At 41.4% G+C, this 18,460-nt stretch carries 18 protein-coding genes; 15 read left to right on the forward strand and 3 right to left on the reverse strand.

What is annotated here, in order from left to right:
• Positions 1-231: 231 nt before the first annotated feature.
• From ccpA to LG375_RS09910, 3 genes are read left to right on the forward strand one after another with little or no spacing between them, the layout of a single operon-like run.
• Positions 232-1,233: a catabolite control protein A gene (ccpA, locus tag LG375_RS09900; RefSeq protein ID WP_064523258.1), complete on the forward strand. Its 1,002-nt coding sequence runs from the start codon at positions 232-234 to the stop codon at positions 1,231-1,233.
• Between the two features lie 59 nt (positions 1,234-1,292).
• The gene (locus LG375_RS09905) at positions 1,293-2,360 is read left to right on the forward strand and encodes an MmcQ/YjbR family DNA-binding protein (protein WP_225745731.1); all 1,068 of its coding nucleotides are present in this window, start codon (positions 1,293-1,295) and stop codon (positions 2,358-2,360) included.
• Between the two features lie 12 nt (positions 2,361-2,372).
• Positions 2,373-3,488 carry a glycerate kinase gene (locus LG375_RS09910; RefSeq protein ID WP_225745732.1) on the forward strand — a complete coding sequence of 372 codons (1,116 nt, stop codon included), beginning with the start codon at positions 2,373-2,375 and terminating at the stop codon, positions 3,486-3,488.
• A 30-nt stretch (positions 3,489-3,518) separates the two neighbouring features.
• On the opposite strand, the gene LG375_RS09915 is transcribed toward LG375_RS09910, so the two are convergent.
• Positions 3,519-3,974 (reverse strand): YueI family protein, encoded by a 456-nt coding sequence (locus tag LG375_RS09915; protein WP_064523269.1) that lies wholly within the window; start codon positions 3,972-3,974, stop codon positions 3,519-3,521.
• Positions 3,975-4,179: 205 nt separating this feature from the next.
• Here LG375_RS09915 and eno point away from each other — a divergent pair, with 205 nt between their 5' ends.
• Positions 4,180-5,484: a surface-displayed alpha-enolase gene (gene eno / locus LG375_RS09920; RefSeq protein ID WP_002886048.1), complete on the forward strand. Its 1,305-nt coding sequence runs from the start codon at positions 4,180-4,182 to the stop codon at positions 5,482-5,484.
• Positions 5,485-5,633: 149 nt separating this feature from the next.
• Here the strand turns inward: eno and LG375_RS09925 are convergent, their stop codons facing one another.
• A complete protein-coding gene (locus LG375_RS09925; protein ID WP_002890454.1) occupies positions 5,634-5,819 on the reverse strand; it encodes a hypothetical protein in 186 nt (61 codons plus the stop codon).
• 171 nt (positions 5,820-5,990) lie between these two features.
• Positions 5,991-8,171, reverse strand: a complete 2,181-nt coding sequence (locus LG375_RS09930) for an LTA synthase family protein (RefSeq protein ID WP_064523272.1) — start codon at positions 8,169-8,171, stop codon at positions 5,991-5,993.
• 161 nt (positions 8,172-8,332) lie between these two features.
• Here LG375_RS09930 and LG375_RS09935 point away from each other — a divergent pair, with 161 nt between their 5' ends.
• From LG375_RS09935 to pheA, 11 genes are all read left to right on the forward strand, one after another.
• The gene (locus tag LG375_RS09935; protein ID WP_037597587.1) at positions 8,333-9,496 is read left to right on the forward strand and encodes a class I SAM-dependent rRNA methyltransferase; all 1,164 of its coding nucleotides are present in this window, start codon (positions 8,333-8,335) and stop codon (positions 9,494-9,496) included.
• On the forward strand, positions 9,493-10,170 hold the full coding sequence (gene aroD / locus LG375_RS09940; protein ID WP_064523275.1) for a type I 3-dehydroquinate dehydratase: 678 nt from the start codon (positions 9,493-9,495) through the stop codon (positions 10,168-10,170). The genes LG375_RS09935 and aroD overlap by 4 nt, the downstream gene beginning before the upstream one ends.
• Positions 10,160-11,017: a shikimate dehydrogenase gene (locus LG375_RS09945; protein ID WP_064523277.1), complete on the forward strand. Its 858-nt coding sequence runs from the start codon at positions 10,160-10,162 to the stop codon at positions 11,015-11,017. The genes aroD and LG375_RS09945 overlap by 11 nt, the downstream gene beginning before the upstream one ends.
• 12 nt (positions 11,018-11,029) lie before the next feature.
• On the forward strand, positions 11,030-12,097 hold the full coding sequence (gene aroB / locus LG375_RS09950; RefSeq protein WP_225745733.1) for a 3-dehydroquinate synthase: 1,068 nt from the start codon (positions 11,030-11,032) through the stop codon (positions 12,095-12,097).
• The gene (gene aroC, locus LG375_RS09955; RefSeq protein WP_037599262.1) at positions 12,098-13,264 is read left to right on the forward strand and encodes a chorismate synthase; all 1,167 of its coding nucleotides are present in this window, start codon (positions 12,098-12,100) and stop codon (positions 13,262-13,264) included.
• A 29-nt stretch (positions 13,265-13,293) separates the two neighbouring features.
• The gene (locus tag LG375_RS09960; RefSeq protein WP_064523280.1) at positions 13,294-14,400 is read left to right on the forward strand and encodes a prephenate dehydrogenase; all 1,107 of its coding nucleotides are present in this window, start codon (positions 13,294-13,296) and stop codon (positions 14,398-14,400) included.
• Positions 14,401-14,409: 9 nt separating this feature from the next.
• On the forward strand, positions 14,410-14,748 hold the full coding sequence (locus LG375_RS09965) for a YlbF/YmcA family competence regulator (RefSeq protein ID WP_037599265.1): 339 nt from the start codon (positions 14,410-14,412) through the stop codon (positions 14,746-14,748).
• 88 nt (positions 14,749-14,836) lie between these two features.
• The gene (locus LG375_RS09970; protein ID WP_225745734.1) at positions 14,837-15,787 is read left to right on the forward strand and encodes an L-lactate dehydrogenase; all 951 of its coding nucleotides are present in this window, start codon (positions 14,837-14,839) and stop codon (positions 15,785-15,787) included.
• 80 nt (positions 15,788-15,867) lie between these two features.
• Positions 15,868-17,151, forward strand: a complete 1,284-nt coding sequence (aroA, locus tag LG375_RS09975; RefSeq protein WP_225745735.1) for a 3-phosphoshikimate 1-carboxyvinyltransferase — start codon at positions 15,868-15,870, stop codon at positions 17,149-17,151.
• Positions 17,144-17,635: a shikimate kinase gene (locus LG375_RS09980; RefSeq protein ID WP_070655119.1), complete on the forward strand. Its 492-nt coding sequence runs from the start codon at positions 17,144-17,146 to the stop codon at positions 17,633-17,635. Before aroA ends, LG375_RS09980 begins: the two co-directional genes overlap by 8 nt.
• On the forward strand, positions 17,626-18,450 hold the full coding sequence (pheA, locus tag LG375_RS09985; protein WP_002890467.1) for a prephenate dehydratase: 825 nt from the start codon (positions 17,626-17,628) through the stop codon (positions 18,448-18,450). Before LG375_RS09980 ends, pheA begins: the two co-directional genes overlap by 10 nt.
• Positions 18,451-18,460: the final 10 nt, after the last annotated feature.

Below are 18,460 nucleotides of genomic sequence, written 5' to 3' on the forward strand. Positions count from 1 at the left end.
AATCATTTACTTTCATTGAGACTTTTTTAGGATAGTTTTGTAAGCGATGGATAGTCTTGGAAACACGAAATGAGAGGCCTTTTTCTGAAATGGCTTTCTTCCTCATAACCACGAAGAAGGAATCCCTTTCATTTTTTTGTAAAAAATCAGTCAAAATAATTGAAAGTGTTTTCAGAATCTGATACAATTAGCGTGAAAGAGTGAGCGTAAAATGAGAAAGGAAGTGTTTTTATGAATACTGATGAAACAATCACTATTTATGACGTTGCGCGTGAGGCAGGGGTTTCGATGGCGACTGTGTCTCGTGTGGTAAATGGAAATAAAAATGTAAAAGAAAACACCCGAAAAAAAGTGCTTGAAGTCATTGATCGTTTGGATTACCGTCCAAATGCGGTTGCGCGTGGCTTGGCGAGTAAGAAAACCACTACTGTAGGAGTTGTCATCCCAAATATTGCTAATAGTTATTTTGCTACTTTAGCAAGGGGGATTGATGATATTGCAACGATGTACAAGTACAATATTGTTCTTGCATCTAGTGATGAAAATGACGATCACGAAGTTACCGTGATTAACTCTCTATTTGCCAAACAAGTAGATGGTATCATCTTCATGGGTTACCACTTGACGGAAAAAATTCGTGCAGAATTTTCTCGTACCCGTACTCCGATTGTTCTGGCAGGAACAGTGGACCTCGAACATCAATTACCGAGCGTTAACATCGACTATAAAGCTGCCGTTGAGGATTCTATTACACAGCTTGCCAAGAATAATGAAAAGGTTGCCTTTGTATCAGGTCCACTAATTGATGATATTAATGGCAAGCTCCGTCTAGCTGGTTACAAGGCTGGACTTGAAAAGAATAATTTGCGCTACAATGAAGGTCTTGTCTTTGAAGCCAAATATAGCTATAAAGATGGCTTTGATTTAGCACAACGTGTTTTGAACTCTGGTGCCACTGCTGCCTATGTTGGAGAAGATGAATTGGCTGCAGGTCTCTTGAATGGCCTCTTTGCTGCAGGTAAATCAGTTCCAGAAGACTTCGAAATCATCACAAGCAATGACTCACCGATTACAAGCTATACACGTCCAAACCTTTCTAGTATTAATCATCCTCTCTATGATTTAGGGGCAGTTAGCATGCGTATGTTGACTAAAATCATGAATAAGGAAGAACTTGAAGATAAAGATGTTATTCTTAATCACGGTCTTACCTTACGTCAGTCAACAAAATAAAAAAGGAGTTGGGACTTAAGTTTGTCTCAACTTCTCTTTTTTAGAAAAAGGGAGAACCAATGACTTTTGAGGATGCTTATTTTAAACAGAAGATCCTAAAACAGGATAGCCTAGAGCCTTTTGGTTTTACAACTACTGAGCAAGGTTACGAGTTCAGAAAAACACTGATAGCTGATGAACTTGAAGCTCGATTGCTTATTGATTTAGAAGGTAAGTTGACGGGACAGGTTGTTGATATCGATCTTGATGAGCCTTATGATATCTTCAGGAGTCCTCAGGCCACTGGAACTTACGTTGGTCAAGTCAGAGAAGCTTATGGAGAACTTCTCTCACAGCTAGCTGATTCTTGTTATGAAAATCAATTGTTCTCATCTCCACAAGCTAATCGCCTAGCTCAGTTTTTAGTTCAAGAATTTTCAGACCAAGCAGACCATCCTTTCGAAAAGGAACCAAGCTATTTGTCCTTTAGGGTTGATGGTAAATGGTATGCCTTGTTTTTTCCTCTTAAGGGAGAAAAACTAGGGCTTGATGGAGAAAAGGCGGATTTAATTTATGATGTGGTTAACCTGAAGGTTAATCCAAAGCAAATGGATAAGCTCTTGAAAATGGATGGTGTTTTTCCTAGCTACCATATGTCCAAGAAGACCTGGGTTAGCCTTGTTTTAGATGAGACCTTGCCAGACCAGACCGTTTTTGAGCTTCTTAGTGACAGTCGTTCCCTAGTGGCCCCAAAACATCTTAGAAAGGCTTCGGAGCCTCATTATTGGATAATCCCGGTCAATTTGAAATACTATGATATTGGGGAGGAGTTTTCCGCAAATGAGGAGATTCTTTGGACACAGAAAGCTAGTATGCAAAAGGGAGATTTGGTGGCTATCTATATTACGGCACCTACCAAGGCCATCCGTTACCTCTGTCAGGTTTTAGAAGCGAATATCCCTAATCAAGGTTATCGTGAAGAGGCGAGTATTAAGGAGTTGATGCGGATTAAGCCCTTATACACCTTTAATGACACCGAATTTGACAGTGATAGACTAAAGAGTTTAGGTATCAAAACTGTTCGAGGTCCAAGACATATGACGGAAGAGTTAGTTCAGTCCTTATCCCCTTACCTAAAAGAAAAATAGAAGGAGGACATCATGCGAATTTTGATTGCACCTGATTCCTTTAAGGAAAGTTTGTCTGCAAAAGAGGTCGCCTTAGCTCTTAAATTGGGTTTTGAAAAGGCCTTACCCGACACTGAATTTGACCTCATGCCAATAGGTGATGGTGGCGAGGGCACCTTAGATGCTCTTGCTGAAAATCTAAATCTTGAGAAGAAAAGTATCGAGATTCCTCATGCCTATACAAGTGATGGAAGTGTTTCTTTTGCCAGCAATGGCCAGACTGCCATTTTTGAAATGGCTGCGATTTGTGGCTTGGAACAGATTCCTAAGGATAAACGAAATCCTCTAGCTCTAACGACACAAGGCGTGGGTGAACTAATTGTTCATTTGGTTCAATCTGGCATCCGAGATTTTATCATAGGCGTAGGTGGGTCTGCTACCAATGATGGTGGTATTGGTATGGCATATGGATTGGGTTATCGTTTTTATGACTCTCAGGGACAGGAGCTTGAGCCAATAGGTGCTAATCTTGGTCTTATTAAAAAGGTATCCTCTAAAAATAAGATTGATTTGTCTGGTGTTACTATTCATCTGATTACTGACGTAGATAATCCCTTGTGTGGTCAAGATGGAGCGACCTATGTTTTTGGTGGACAAAAAGGCCTAGCTCCTTCACAATTTAAAAAGGTTGACCAAGACATGACACAATTCTACGAAAACTTTGCTCCTGAGGTTTTAAAACTAGCTGGTTCAGGAGCCGGAGGAGGCATGGTAGCGGGTTTAGTAGCCTTTGCAGGCGCAGAAATTAAATCAGGGATTGACTTTGTACTTGATTGCGTTGATTTTGATCAACGTGTGAAGGAAGTTGATTTGGTCATAGTTGGTGAAGGACGTATGGATAGCCAGTCCTTGTCTGGTAAAGCACCAGTCGGGGTGGCTAGGCGGACACCATCAACTATTCCCGTCATTGCTATCTGTGGTAGTTTGAAGGATGACCTGCCTGATTTTCCAGTAGCAGGTATCTCAGCTGCTTTCCCTATCATTGGACAAGTATTAGAGTTAGACCAAGTTTTAGCTACGGCTAAGGAGAATCTCTATCGCACAGGACTCAATATTGGGAATCTCATCAAGCTCAGTAAAACATTGTGATATAAGAAAAAGCTGACTTTGCATCAGCTTTTATTTTCCAAATAGTTTAGCAAAAAATCCCTTTTTTTCAAGGATAGGTTCAGTTTTACTAGGAGCAAGGATATCAGGATAGAGCTCTGAAAATAACACTTTATCAAGATTCTCTGCATGATTACTATGTACGATAAGACCGTATGGTGAATGGGCCTTGGCCTCGTCAACGATAGTTGCAGAAATATTTAGTGCTTGAGCGGTCTTGATATAGGTAAATTGTGTCTGGTCGGCTAATTTTGGCGAAAGTTTGAGACTAAGATTAGGGTAAACGGCTAATAAGTCTTTTAATATTTGCGGAAAATTGTCAATTACAGTTTTCTTTTCGGTATTTTCCAATAGAACAGCTAGGACTACACGTTCCGCATAGGTTCCAAAATACTGACGAAGTTCATCGGGATTTAGGCGTTTTTCGCCACTAGCGCATTGGAGCACTTTGTTTTCAAGTGAAGTCATAGGAATCTCCTCTTAGTTTTCTACTTGTATTATACAATATTTTGAATTCCTTTTCATTTGAGTTGCTTTCTGAGATTTTCAAAAATAATTGAAAATATTAAAAAATAGAAAATCGCTAGAAAATTCTGGTTTTAATTTGCTTAAGCCTTGATATTATGGTAATATATAGGTGTAAAAAATTTTAACTCATAAGGAGAGTATTGTAATGTCAATTATTACTGATGTTTACGCACGCGAAGTCCTTGACTCACGCGGTAACCCAACACTTGAAGTAGAAGTTTACACTGAATCTGGTGCATTCGGTCGCGGTATGGTTCCTTCAGGAGCTTCAACTGGTGAACACGAAGCAGTAGAACTTCGTGATGGTGACAAAGCTCGTTACGGTGGTCTTGGTACTCAAAAAGCAGTTGATAACGTAAACAACGTTATTGCTGAACACATCATCGGATTCGACGTACGTGATCAACAAGGTATTGACCGCGCAATGATCGCTCTTGACGGTACTCCAAACAAAGGTAAACTTGGTGCCAACGCTATTCTTGGTGTGTCTATCGCTGTAGCACGCGCAGCTGCTGACTACCTTGAAGTTCCACTTTACAGCTACCTTGGCGGATTCAACACTAAAGTTCTTCCAACTCCAATGATGAACATCATCAACGGTGGTTCTCACTCAGACGCTCCAATCGCTTTCCAAGAATTCATGATTGTACCTGCTGGTGCACCAACATTCAAAGAAGCTCTTCGTTGGGGTGCTGAAATCTTCCACGCACTTAAGAAAATCCTTAAAGAACGTGGACTTGAAACAGCCGTAGGTGACGAAGGTGGTTTTGCACCTCGTTTCGACGGAACTGAAGATGGTGTTGAAACTATCATCAAAGCTATCGAAGCTGCTGGATATGTACCAGGTAAAGATGTATTTATCGGATTTGACTGTGCATCATCTGAATTCTACGATGCAGAACGTAAAGTTTACGACTACACTAAATTTGAAGGTGAAGGCGCTGCTGTTCGTACTGCTGCAGAACAAATCGACTACCTTGAAGAATTGGTTAACAAATACCCAATCATCACTATCGAAGATGGTATGGACGAAAATGACTGGGACGGTTGGAAAGCTCTTACTGAACGTCTTGGTGGTAAAGTTCAATTGGTTGGTGACGACTTCTTCGTAACTAACACAGCTTACCTTGAAAAAGGTATTGCAGAACACGCTGCTAACTCAATCCTTATCAAAGTTAACCAAATCGGTACTTTGACTGAAACTTTCGACGCTATCGAAATGGCGAAAGAAGCTGGATACACAGCAGTAGTATCACACCGTTCAGGTGAAACTGAAGATTCAACAATCGCTGATATCGCAGTTGCAACTAACGCTGGTCAAATCAAGACAGGTTCATTGTCACGTACTGACCGTATCGCTAAATACAACCAATTGCTTCGTATCGAAGACCAACTTGGTGAAGTTGCAGAATACCGTGGTTTGAAATCATTCTACAACTTGAAAAAATAATTCTATAGTCATATAGAATAAAAAGAGGTTCCTTAGGAATCTCTTTTTTGTGTTTCTAAAGAATCTTAGATTGTGTTATGCATTGTCTCTAAATAGAAACTCTAAACATAAAAAGCCCCCTCAATCCTATTGATTTAGGGGACTTCGTCTTAGAATAGACCTTTAATCTTGTCTAAAGCTCCACTAACCATTTCGTTACCTGAAACAAGTGACTTAGCTTGGTCAAAGTATTCGCCCAAATCATCTTTATTGTCATCGACAAACTTTTTAGCAGCTTCGAAATCTTTCTTTTCGATCATTTCTTTTACTTGGTTAAATAGGTCCATTGGATTCATATCTGTTCTCCTTTATAAGTTTTTTTACAAAAACTATTTAATCACGCTTATAGCAAACTAGCAAGAAATATGTTTGAGGCGAGTGCTATGAGGATTATGATTTTCCAGTTAAGTAGGATTGATAATTGTTTAATCTAAAAAAGGCAGTCCAAACAGGACTGCTTTTAAGGCTTATTGTTGTTCCGTTGAAGAACTACTTGACTCTGATTCACTTGAACTTGAGCTCGATTCAGATTCTGCAGGATGTAGTTCCTTGTAAGATGGGGTCTTGAATAGATCAGCTGTTGATTTATTGCCTTTTTGTTTGTAGAGGCTGGTTGATTTATCTTTCAGCTTTTTATTGATTTCTTTTAGTTGATCCATCTGTTTAGTGTAGGAAATCTTGCTAGAATCAACATGCTTCAAACCGTTTGGCGTATAGAAACGAAGAAGGTCACCTGTTTGAACAGCGTCACTCATCGAAAGCTGAGTTGCTACTGCCTTACGAATGGCTTCGTTATCTTTTTTAGTTGTCTCATCAGGGTTGGTAATTTCTTCCCCTGTTTGAGTGTTATAAAGTCGACCAGAGTAGCTGGTGTATTGAGGAGTAACATATTGACCTGAGGTTCTAAATGCGACGGTTTGCTTATTATCGGGAGATAGGAGGTCTTGTCCCATCTGGATATAAGAGCTAGTGTCAACACCAAGAACGTGAAGGAGAGTTGGAAGGGCATCAACCTCACCACCAAAGGTGTTAGAGATACCACCACCAGTATAGCCTGGAATATGAATCATGTAAGGAACGCGTTGAAGCATGGCTTTATCATAGTTTGACCAAGTTTCAGGGTTCTTACCGAGAAGTTCAGCAAGATTGCTGCTTCGTGTATCAGAGATACCATAGTGGTCACCGTACATGACAATAATCGAGTTATCGTAAAGACCGGTTTCCTTGAGGTAATCAAAGAAGTCTTTGATTGCTGAGTCGAGATAGTTAGCTGTTGCAAAATATCCGTTGACTGTCTCGTCTTTTGTTTCGGCAAGTGGGAAACCTTGTTCCTTTTCATCGCCTGAGAGAGAAGTATATGGGTAGTGGTTAGATACTGTAAGGTATTTAACGTAGAAAGGTTGTTGCATTTGTTCCAGATATTTGATGGAATCTGGGAACATGTACTTGTCATTTAGACCATACTGGAAGGAGTTTTCATCAGTTTTTTCAGTGAAGGCTGATGAGTCAAAGAAGTAATTATAACCCCATTGTTTATAGGTATTATTACGATTCCAGAAGGATCCAGTGTTTCCGTGGAAAACAGCTGATGTATAGTCACCTGTTTGAGCTAGGATAGATGGTGCCGCATAGGCGGTATTGGTACCGCCATAGTTTACCATGTATGAGCCTGTGCTTAGTCCAAAGAGAGACGTTTCCATCAAGGTTTCAGCATCAGAAGTTTTACCTGATTTTACTTGGTGGAAGAAGTTTGAAAAGGCTAGCGTTTCATTTGAGTGATAAATGGAATTGATGAATGGTGTAACCTCATAGTCTTGACCGTCTACTTTGAGCTTGTAATCAATGAGGAACTGTTGGAAGCTTTCCAAGTGAATAACGATGACGTTTCTTCCTTTAGCAATTCCGTAATACTTAGGATCAGGTGCTGCGTAATGCTCTTTAACGTAAGCTTCAACCTTTTTCATATCCTCAGCTGTTGCAGATGAACGAGCCTGTGAGGCCTGATAAGTTAAGTTACCAGAATAGGCTGTGAAGAAGGGGAGCCCCATAGCACGAACAATATAGTTATTTGAGAAACCACGTGTCAACAACTCGCCACGGTTAACTTCCGCTAAAAAGAGGTTAACTGAGAGAAGGAGTGTCGACAGTGCAGTAACGGCAAAACTAGCTCGTTTGTTAAATGGCTTGCTGTCCATCTTAAGCTTCTTCCTGAAACCAGCATAGATGAAGAAAGGTACATCAATCAGGTAGAAGAGATAGCTTGGCTCAAGAAGGTTCTTGGCGGAGTCTCCTAGTCCTGCTGCCGAACTAGAACTTGCTAGGATGGTATTTACAGTGATGAAGTCTGTAAACTCTCCAAAGTAAATCACATTAGCGATAAGTAAGAGGTTAAGGATGACATAGATAGCAATGGTAATGCTATAAAAGAAACGTCGTTTCTTGAAGTATAGTCCTAAACCTAGAAGCATTAATCCTAGTGGAATAGGGTTAATCAGCGAAAGCATAACCTGATATCTGCTTTCCAACTCAAGATTAATGTTGACGTAATAAGCGAATATGGTTTTTAGCCAGTAAAAGAAGAGTAACAAGAGGATAAATCCAAGTCTTGATGAAACTCCTTTCCAAAAGGCTTCAGTAATTTTTTTCAAAGTAATACTTCCTTTGATTCTATATTATCTTAACCATTATACCAAATAAGATAATGACTCTCAAAAATTTACTGCCATTGAGTGTGATATTCCTTGACATATAATTGATAAAATCTAGTCACGAAACAGAAATAATAGCATTTTTTTGGTATAATAGTAACATGAGTATATTGACGGTAAGTCCCTTTGCGGAGAAAAAAATCAAACAAGGAAAACAGCTTCTTTTAGCCGAAGATTTTCCAAATATAACTGAAAATAATCAGTTGGTTTATCTATATAGCCAATCCAAAGACTTTTTAGGAACGGGCTATTTGTCAAGTCAAAATAAGGGGATAGGATGGTTTCTGTCCCCTAAAAAACAACAATTGACAGTGACTTATTTTCAAGGACTTTTTGAAAGGGCTAAGGCCAAACGTCAATCCTATTATGATAATGAATTGACGACAGCTTTTCGTCTTTTCAACCAAGATGGTGACGATTTTGGTGGTCTCACAATTGATTTATATGGGGATTATGCCCTCTTTTCATGGTACAATGCCTTTGTTTATTCCTTGAAAAATGATATTGTAGAGGCTTTCCAAATGGTCTTTCCTGAGGTCTTGGGAGGCTATGAGAAAATCCGCTTCAAGGGTCTTGATTTCGAATCAGACCATCTTTTTGGGCAAGAGGCGGCTGATACCTTCACCATTTTAGAAAATGGGGTAACTTATGAAGTTTTCCTCAATGATGGGCTAATGACGGGGATTTTCCTTGATCAGCATGAAGTGCGTGATGGTTTAGTTAATGGCTTAGCTTTGGGGAAATCAGTTTTGAATATGTTCTCCTATACGGCAGCTTTTTCAGTTGCTGCGGCTATGGGTGGAGCGGTTGAAACGACATCAGTTGATTTGGCTAAGCGTTCACGTGAATTATCGACGGCTCATTTTGAAGCTAATGGTTTCAGTATGGAAAATCATCGCTTGGTCGTGATGGATGTCTTCGATTATTTCAAATATGCAAAGAAAAAAGGCTTATCTTATGACCTTATCGTCATCGATCCGCCAAGCTTTGCTCGAAATAAGAAACGCACTTTCTCAGCAAATAAGGATTACCACAAGTTAATTGCACAAAGTCTTGATATTTTATCAGAGCATGGGACAATCATTGCAAGTACCAATGCTGCTAATATGACAGTGCAACAGTTTAAGAAACAACTACGTAAGGGCTTGGGAGATGTTTCAGCGGACTTCGTTAACCTGCAACAATTACCAGCGGATTTTACCGTCAATCCTAATGATCCAACATCAAATTATTTGAAAGTATACACAATAAAGGTAAATAAATGAAAATTGTAGTTCCGATTATGCCAACTAGTTTAGAGGAGGCACAAGCGCTTGAACTGTCTCGTTTTGAGGGGGCAGACATTATTGAATGGCGTGCAGATTTTTTAGATAAGGATAGTATTTTAACGGTTGCTCCGGCTATTTTCGAGAAATTCGCAGGCTTTGAGATTATCTTTACCATCCGTACAATGCGTGAGGGTGGTAGGCTTGAGTTAACGGATGCGGAATATGTCGCACTGATTAAGGATGTAGCTGCGATTTATTCGCCAGATTATATTGATTTTGAGTATTTCACACGTAAGGCTGTCTTTGATCAAATGCTCGAATTTTCAAACTTGGTTTTGTCTTATCATAACTTTGAGGAGACACCTGAAAACCTCATGGAACTTTTGTCTGAGATGGCAAACTTGACACCACGAGTGGTTAAGGTGGCAGTTATGCCTAAGAATGAGCAGGATGTTCTCGACCTTATGAACTTCACACGTGGCTTTAAGGCCTTTAATCCTGAACAGGAGTTTGTGACCATGTCAATGGGTAAACTAGGTCGTTTGTCACGTTTTGCGGGCGACTTGATAGGGTCATCATGGACCTTTGCCAGTCTTGATAATGCCAGTGCTCCAGGACAAATTAGTTTAGCAGATATGCGCAGAATCAGGGAGGTTTTGGATGCAGATTGATGGACACACACGCCTAGCAGCTGTTGTCGCCAATCCAATCAAGCATTCGATTTCGCCATTCATTCATAATTCGGCCTTTGAGAAGACACAAGTTAATGGTGTTTATGTGGCCTGGGAGATTCCGGAATCAGACCTAGCCGAGACAGTTGAAAATATTAGACGTTACGACATGTTCGGTATCAATTTGTCCATGCCATATAAGGAAGCAGTTATTCCTTTTTTGGATGAGATTAGTCCTGCAGCTCAACTGATTGGTGCTGTCAATACAGTTGTTAATCGTGGTGGGCGTTTGACTGGTCACAATACGGACGGTTTTGGCTTTTTTGCTAGTCTAAAGAACTTTAGCCCTAAAGATGCCCATCTGATGATTTTGGGTGCTGGTGGTGCGGCTAAAGCTATTGTGACGCAGGCAGTTCTTGATGGTGCCAAAAAAGTAAGTGTCTATGTTCGCCCTCAGTCATTGGATAAGGCAAAAGAGAGCTTTAAGTCCTTACTTGAACAGACAACTTGTCACTTGGAGTTTCATGCTTTAAATGATCTTAAGTATTTTAAAGAGGAACTAGGCCAGGCTGATTTATTGGTGAATGCGACGAGTGTAGGTATGTATGGCGCATCCTTGCCTATTCCTACAGATACAAAATTTCCTAAGGGACTCTTGGTTGCTGATATCATTTATCAGCCTTTTGAAACACCTTTCTTGGCCTTAGCTAGGAAACAGGGAATAGAGGCTGTGAATGGACTTGGCATGTTGCTTCATCAAGCAGCAGGTGCCTTTAAATTGTGGACAGGCAAGGACATGCCAACAGACGCCATTTGGCAGGAATTAGAAAATATTTACAATAGCTAGGAGGGGACGACGATGAAACTAGAGGTAAATTTAACACATAACCCTTATGACATTATTATTGAAAAAGGAGCCCTTAAGACTGTCGGTCAATGGGTGAAGTCACTTTGGGAACCACAAAAGATTGCCCTTATTACAGACAACCATGTGGGTGGCTTATACGCTGAAAAAGTTAAGCTTAGCCTGGAGCACGAAGGTTTTGAGGTTGTCGTTTTTGATTTTCTAGAAGGTGAAGCGAGTAAAAATCTTAAGACTGTTAACAAGGCTTATGAGTTTTTGATTAAGAATGGCATGACTCGTAGTGATGGCATTGTTGCTCTTGGTGGTGGCGTTGTTGGAGACTTAGCAGGCTTTGTCGCTTCAACCTATATGCGTGGGATTCATTTCGTTCAGGTTCCAACCAGTCTAACTGCCCAAGTGGATTCATCTATTGGTGGTAAGACTGGTGTGAACACACCATTTGCTAAAAATATCGTGGGAACTTTCGCTCAGCCTGATGGGGTTTTGATTGACCCTAATGTCCTTGAGACACTTGGTAAACGTGAATTGATCGAAGGTATGGGTGAGGTTGTCAAATACGGTTTGATTGACGATCCTGAACTTTGGCACCTCCTTGAAAGCATTGATGGTTCGGTTCACAGTATCCTAGAAAACTCAGAAACCATTATTTACCGTTCATGTAATGTGAAGCGTAAAATTGTGGTCGAAGATGAGTTTGAAGGTGGTGTCCGTATGTACCTAAACTTTGGTCATACGATTGGGCATGCCGTTGAACAAACAGCTGGTTACGGTAAAGTCATGCACGGTGAAGCGGTAGCTATCGGAATGGTTCAGATTTCACGAGTTGCTGAGGAAAAAGGTCTGATGCCTAAGGGGATCACACGTCAAATCGCTGAGATGTGTGTCAAATTTGGCTTGCCAGTAGACTATGAGCCATGGCGTGTTGAGGAGCTCTATACAGCCCTCACACATGATAAAAAAGCTCGTGGCAATAGCATTAAGACAGTTATCGTTCCAGAGATTGGTAAGGCAGCTATCAATCAGATTCCTTTAGTTGAAATGAAAGAGTACTTGGAGAAATAAATGAGATATTTAACAGCAGGTGAGTCTCATGGCCCACGTTTAACAGCAATTATTGAAGGTGTTCCAGCTGGTCTTCCCTTGACGGCTGAAGATATCAATGCTGATTTGAAACGCCGCCAAGGTGGTTATGGTCGTGGTGGCCGTATGAAAATTGAGTCTGATAAAGTTGAAATCACTTCTGGTGTTCGTCATGGGAAAACAACAGGGGCTCCGATTACCCTTCATGTTATCAATAAGGACCATCAAAAATGGTTGGACATCATGGCTGTGGAAGACATTGAAGACCGTTTGAAAACCAAACGTAAAATCACTCACCCACGTCCAGGACATGCTGACTTGGTTGGTGGAATGAAATACCGTTTCGATGATTTGCGTAATTCCTTGGAGCGTTCTAGTGCGCGTGAAACAACTATGCGTGTGGCAGTAGGTGCTGTCGCTAAACGTATCTTGGCTGAGCTCGATATTGAAATTGCTAACCATGTTGTTGTCTTTGGTGGTAAGGAAATTGATGTGCCTGAGAATTTAACGGTAGCTCAAATCAAGGAATTGGCTCAACAATCAGAAATTTCAGTTGTTAACCAAGAACGTGAACAAGAGATTAAAGATTACATTGACCAAATCAAAAAAGAGGGAGACACAATCGGTGGTGTCGTTGAAACTATCGTTGGTGGTGTTCCTGTTGGTCTTGGTTCTTATGTGCAATGGGATACAAAACTTGATGCTAAGATTGCTCAAGCAGTTGTATCCATCAATGCCTTCAAGGGTGTGGAATTTGGTCTTGGTTTCAAAGATGGCTACCTCAAGGGCTCTCAAGTGATGGACGAGATTCTCTGGAATGAAGAGGATGGTTATACACGTCGCACTAACAATCTTGGTGGTTTCGAAGGTGGTATGACCAATGGACAACCGATTGTGGTGCGTGGGGTTATGAAACCCATTCCAACCCTTTACAAGCCTTTGATGTCAGTAGATATCGAAACACACGAACCTTACAAGGCAACAGTTGAGCGTTCAGATCCAACGGCCTTGCCGGCAGCAGGTGTTGTTATGGAATCCGTAGTTGCTACAGTCCTAGCTAATGAAATCTTGGACAAATTCTCTTCCGATAACATGGAAGAATTGAAAGAAGCGGTAGCACGTCACCGTGACTATGTGAAAAACTTTTAAGCAACATCAGACAATAGATGGGAGTAGTAATGAGTAAGAAAACAATTTATATCGCAGGATTGGGCTTAATTGGTGGTTCCTTGGCTTTAGGGATTAAAAGAGACCACCCTGATTATGAGATTCTTGGATATAATCGCTCTGACTATTCTCGAAATATTGCGCTTGAGCGTGGTATCGTTGACCGTGCAACCAGTGATTTCAAAGAGTTTGCCCCACTTGCTGATGTGATTATCCTTGCAGTGCCAATTAAGCAAACTGTGGCCTACTTGCAGGAATTGGCTGACTTAGATCTCAAAGATAATGTCATCATCACAGACGCAGGGTCTACTAAGTTGGATATCGTTGAGGCAGCTGAACGTTACCTAACAGGTAAAAATGTTCAGTTTGTAGGTTCCCACCCTATGGCTGGTTCCCATAAATCAGGGGCTATAGCAGCTGACGTGACGCTTTTTGAGAACGCCTATTATATTTTCACACCGACAAGTTTGACAAGAGAGACAACTATCCCAGAGCTTAAGGACATCTTGTCTGGGCTTAAGTCACGTTTTGTGGAGATTGATGCGTCTGAACACGACCGTGTAACCAGTCAAATCAGTCATTTTCCACACCTGTTGGCATCAGGTCTTATGGAGCAGGCTGCTGATTATGCTCAGGCTCACGAGATGACTAATCACTTTGCGGCTGGGGGATTCCGAGATATGACCCGTATTGCTGAGAGTGAACCGGGTATGTGGGCTTCCATTCTCATGACTAATGGGCTTGCTGTTTTGGATCGTATTGAAGATTTCAAAAAACGTTTGGACCATGTGGCTGACTTGATTAAGGCTGAGGATGAGAATGCCATTTGGGAGTTCTTTGACAATGGTCGTAAGAAGCGTAAAGAGATGGAAATCCACAAAAAAGGTGGCGTGGAAAGTGCCTTCGATATTTTCGTGGATGTGCCTGACCGTGAGGACGTTATCCTTAGCATTATGGAATTGTTGCGAGGAACGTCTTTGGTTAACCTTCGTATCAATGAAGAAAATCGTGAAGATATTCACGGTATCCTTCAAATTACTTTTAAAAATGAAAAAGATCGTACACATGCTAAGACTGTTATTGAAGCCAATACAGACTATCATGTGGTGATCGCCTAGGAGAATAAAATGACAAATATTTATGATTTAGCAAATGAGTTGGAACGTGGCATTCGTGCCCTTCCTGAGTACAAAACTTTGGTAGAGAAAAAAGAAGCTATCGCAGCTGATGCTGAGGCTAGTGCTCTTTTCAAAGAGTTCACTGATTTCCAAGAGGATTTCTATGCTAAAATGCAAGCTGGTACAATGCCAACAGCAGAAGAACAAGCAGCTGTTCAAGAATTGGGGCAAAAAGTGGAAGCTAATGACCTTTTGAAAGAATACTTGGCTGCACAACAAGGCTTGTCTGTTTATTTGAATGATATTGAACGTATCATCTTCAAACCTTTGCAAGAATTGAATAGCTAATCAGAGAGGGTGTGTCGGTTGACAGGCCCTTTTCTGCATTCAAAAGAGATTCTCTAAGAATGAAGATCAAATATTAAGGAGGAAAATGATGGCTCGTAAAATTGGAATTATTGGTATGGGAAATGTTGGAGCTGCGGTAGCTCATGGAGCTATTGCTCAAGGTTTGGCTGATAGTTATGTCTTTATAGATATCAATGAGAAAAAGGCTGAGGCGGATGCCCAGGATTTTAAAGATGCTATGGCCAATCTGCCTAGCTATGCCAACATCGTGGTTAATGATTATGCAGCACTTGAAGATGCTGATGTGATTATTTCATCCCTTGGAAATATTCAGTTACAGCATAATGCCGGTGAGGACCGTTTTGCTGAATTTCCATTTACCCGAGAAGCTGTTTATCAGGTTTCTCAGGAACTCAAAAAATTGGATTTTAAAGGCATACTCTTGGTTATCTCAAACCCTGTAGATGCCGTATCAGCCCTCTATCAAGAGTTCACAGGTTGGCCAAGAGAACGTGTGATTGGGACAGGGACTCTACTCGATACAGCTAGAATGAAGGCAGCGGTAGGAGATGATTTATCAGTCAATCCAAAATCAGTATCCGGCTACAATCTTGGCGAACATGGGAATTCCCAATTTACAGCCTGGAGTCAAGTCAAGGTCAAAGGTCAAGATATTACAGTATTGACCAGTGAAGAAGAGCGTCAAAATCTTTTTATGGCTTCTATGAAGGGTGGCCACAAGGTCTTTTATGGTAAGGGCTATACTTCATACGGCATTGCCAGTTCGGCTCTTCGTTTGGTATCTATTATCCTTTCGGATGCTCAAGAAGAAGTGGCGGTATCTAGCTATCAAGCAGCCTATCAGACCTACCTTGGCTATCCAGTTATTTTAGGACGTCAAGGGGTGGTTGCTCCTGTTCACTTGTCTTTGTCGGCTGAGGAAGATCGTCTTTTGGAGGAGTCTGCTAACTTAATTCGGAACCGTGTTCAAGAGGCAGTTGCCTTTATAAGAGAAAAGTATACTAATACTAGAGAGTGAATATTTTGACAATTCAGTCTATGGTTAGGCTTTTAATTATGGTATAATGAGAGCAACTATAAAATTTTCAGGAGTAACCTATGAAACTAGAAACCAAGGCACAAGGTCTTCATGGCAGCTTGCGTATCCCTGGTGACAAGTCAATCAGTCACCGTTCGATTATGTTCGGAAGTCTTGCCAAAGGTGTGACAACTGTTCGTGATATTTTACGAGGTGAGGATGTCCTCTCAACCATGCAGGTCTTTCGTGATCTGGGTGTGACTATCGAGGATGACGGTGATGAGGTTCGCATTCACGGTGTTGGTTTTGATGGTCTCAAGGCTCCTCAAAACAAATTGGACATGGGTAACTCTGGAACATCCATTCGCTTGATTTCAGGTGTGCTCGCTGGTCAAGATTTCGATGTAGAGATGTTTGGGGATGATTCCCTTTCAAAACGCCCTATGGACCGTGTGACCATTCCCTTGCGTCAGATGGGTGTAGAGGTATCAGGTCATACGGACCGCGATTTGCCACCTTTGAAAATGCATGGTAGCAAGTCTCTTAAACCTATTCATTACCAATTGCCTGTGGCCTCTGCTCAGGTTAAATCTGCCCTTATTTTTGCAGCTCTTCAAGCTGATGGCGAATCTGTTATCATCGAGAAGGAAAAAACACGTAATCATACGGAAGATATGATTCAGCAGTTTGGTGGTCAGCTTCAGGTAGATGGCAAGGAAATTCGTATTTCTGGTGGTCAAACTTTCACTGCTCAAGAAGTTGTGGTTCCAGGTGACATTTCTTCAGCTGCCTTTTGGTTGGTAGCAGGACTTGTGGTACCTAACTCTAAGATTGTCTTGGAAAATGTTGGTATCAATGAGACGCGTACGGGTATCATTGATGTGATTAAAGACATGGGTGGTAAGATTACCCTTTCAGATATTGACCAGGTTGCTAAATCTGCGACCATTACGGTTGAAACTTCAGAACTTAAAGGAACTGAAATTGGTGGAGATATCATTCCACGTTTGATTGATGAACTTCCAATTATCACACTCTTGGCGACACAAGCCCAAGGCAAGACTGTGATTCGTGATGCTGAAGAACTTAAGGTCAAAGAGACTGACCGTATTCAGGTGGTAGCGGATGCCTTGAATGCTATGGGTGCTGATATTGTACCAACTGAGGATGGTATGATTATCACTGGTAAGACGGTTCTTCATGGGGCAGAGGTTAATACCTTGGGTGACCACCGTATTGGTATGATGACAGCTATTGCTGCCCTTTTGGTTCAAGATGGTGAGGTTGACTTGCAACGTGCGGAAGCTATCAATACAAGTTACCCAAGTTTCTTTAGTGACTTGGAAGGATTGCTCCATGGCTAAGGTTTTATTGGGCTTTATGGGAGTTGGTAAGAGTTCCGTCGCCCCATACCTGGATGGTCGTTTCGTGGATATGGATCAGGTCATCGAGGAGAAAATCGGCATGTCCATTGCTGATTTTTTTGCAAAAGAAGGTGAAGCAGCCTTTCGTCAGATTGAGTCTGAGACTTTGGAGGAACTCCTTCAAGAGGGAGATGACGTCATCATCTCTACTGGAGGTGGTGTCGTTGTGACGGAGCGCAATCGTCAGCTCTTGACGAAAAATCGTAAGCATAACGTTTGGCTCCATGCTTCTTTCGATGTGGTCTATAATCGCATTGAAAAGGATACCAAGAATCAGCGCCCACTCTTTCTCAATCATTCCAAAGAGGATTTTAAGGCTATTTATGACGGTCGAATGGCACTCTATCAAGATTTAGCAGATTTGGTTGTCACAGTTGATAACCGAACGCCAGAAGAAGTAGCAAGGTTTATCAAATGTATGTAGGTTATTTGGGCCCTAGTGGGTCGTTTACGCATAATGCAGCCTTAAAGGCTTTTCCTGAGGCAGAATTGGTTTCTCTAGGTACCATTACCGAGGTTATCAAGTCTTATGAAGAGGGACGTGTGGATTATGCGGTCATTCCGGTGGAAAATTCCATTGAGGGCTCTGTTCATGAGAGTTTAGACTATCTCTTCCATCAGGCCGATATTCGTGCTGTGGCAGAGATTGTTCAGCCCATCAAGCAGCAGTTGATGGCGACGAAACATCATGAGAAAATTGAGAAAATCTTCTCACACCCACAGGCTATTGCCCAAGGGAAAAAGTATATTAAACAGCATTTTCCACATGCCAAGATTGAGACAACAGCCAGTACAGCCTTTGCGGCGCGTTTTGTCGCTGATAATCCAGATCAGCCATATGCGGCCATCGCTCCGCATGCAGCTGCTAAGGAATACGGTCTTCAAATCTTGGCTAAGGATATTCAGGAGATTGAAAAGAATTATACCCGCTTTTGGGTGTTGGGGAACACCGTTCCTGAGATTCCGCTCAATCAGATTGATTGCAAATTAACGCTGGCCTTGACCCTGCCTGACAATATGCCAGGGGCACTTTACAAGGCCTTATCGACCTTTGCCTGGCGAGGCATTGACTTGACCAAGATAGAAAGTCGTCCTTTGAAGACGGTACTTGGCGAGTATTTCTTTATTATTGACTGTGATTATACAAAGGAAAAGTTGGCTCAGTTCGCTCTTGAAGAGCTGACTGCAGTTGGAATTGGATATAAAATCTTGGGTGCTTACCAAGTCTATGAAATTTAAAGGGAAATCT

The sequence above is a fragment of the Streptococcus sp. Marseille-Q3604 genome, assembly GCF_916619785.1.
Lineage (GTDB): Bacteria > Bacillota > Bacilli > Lactobacillales > Streptococcaceae > Streptococcus.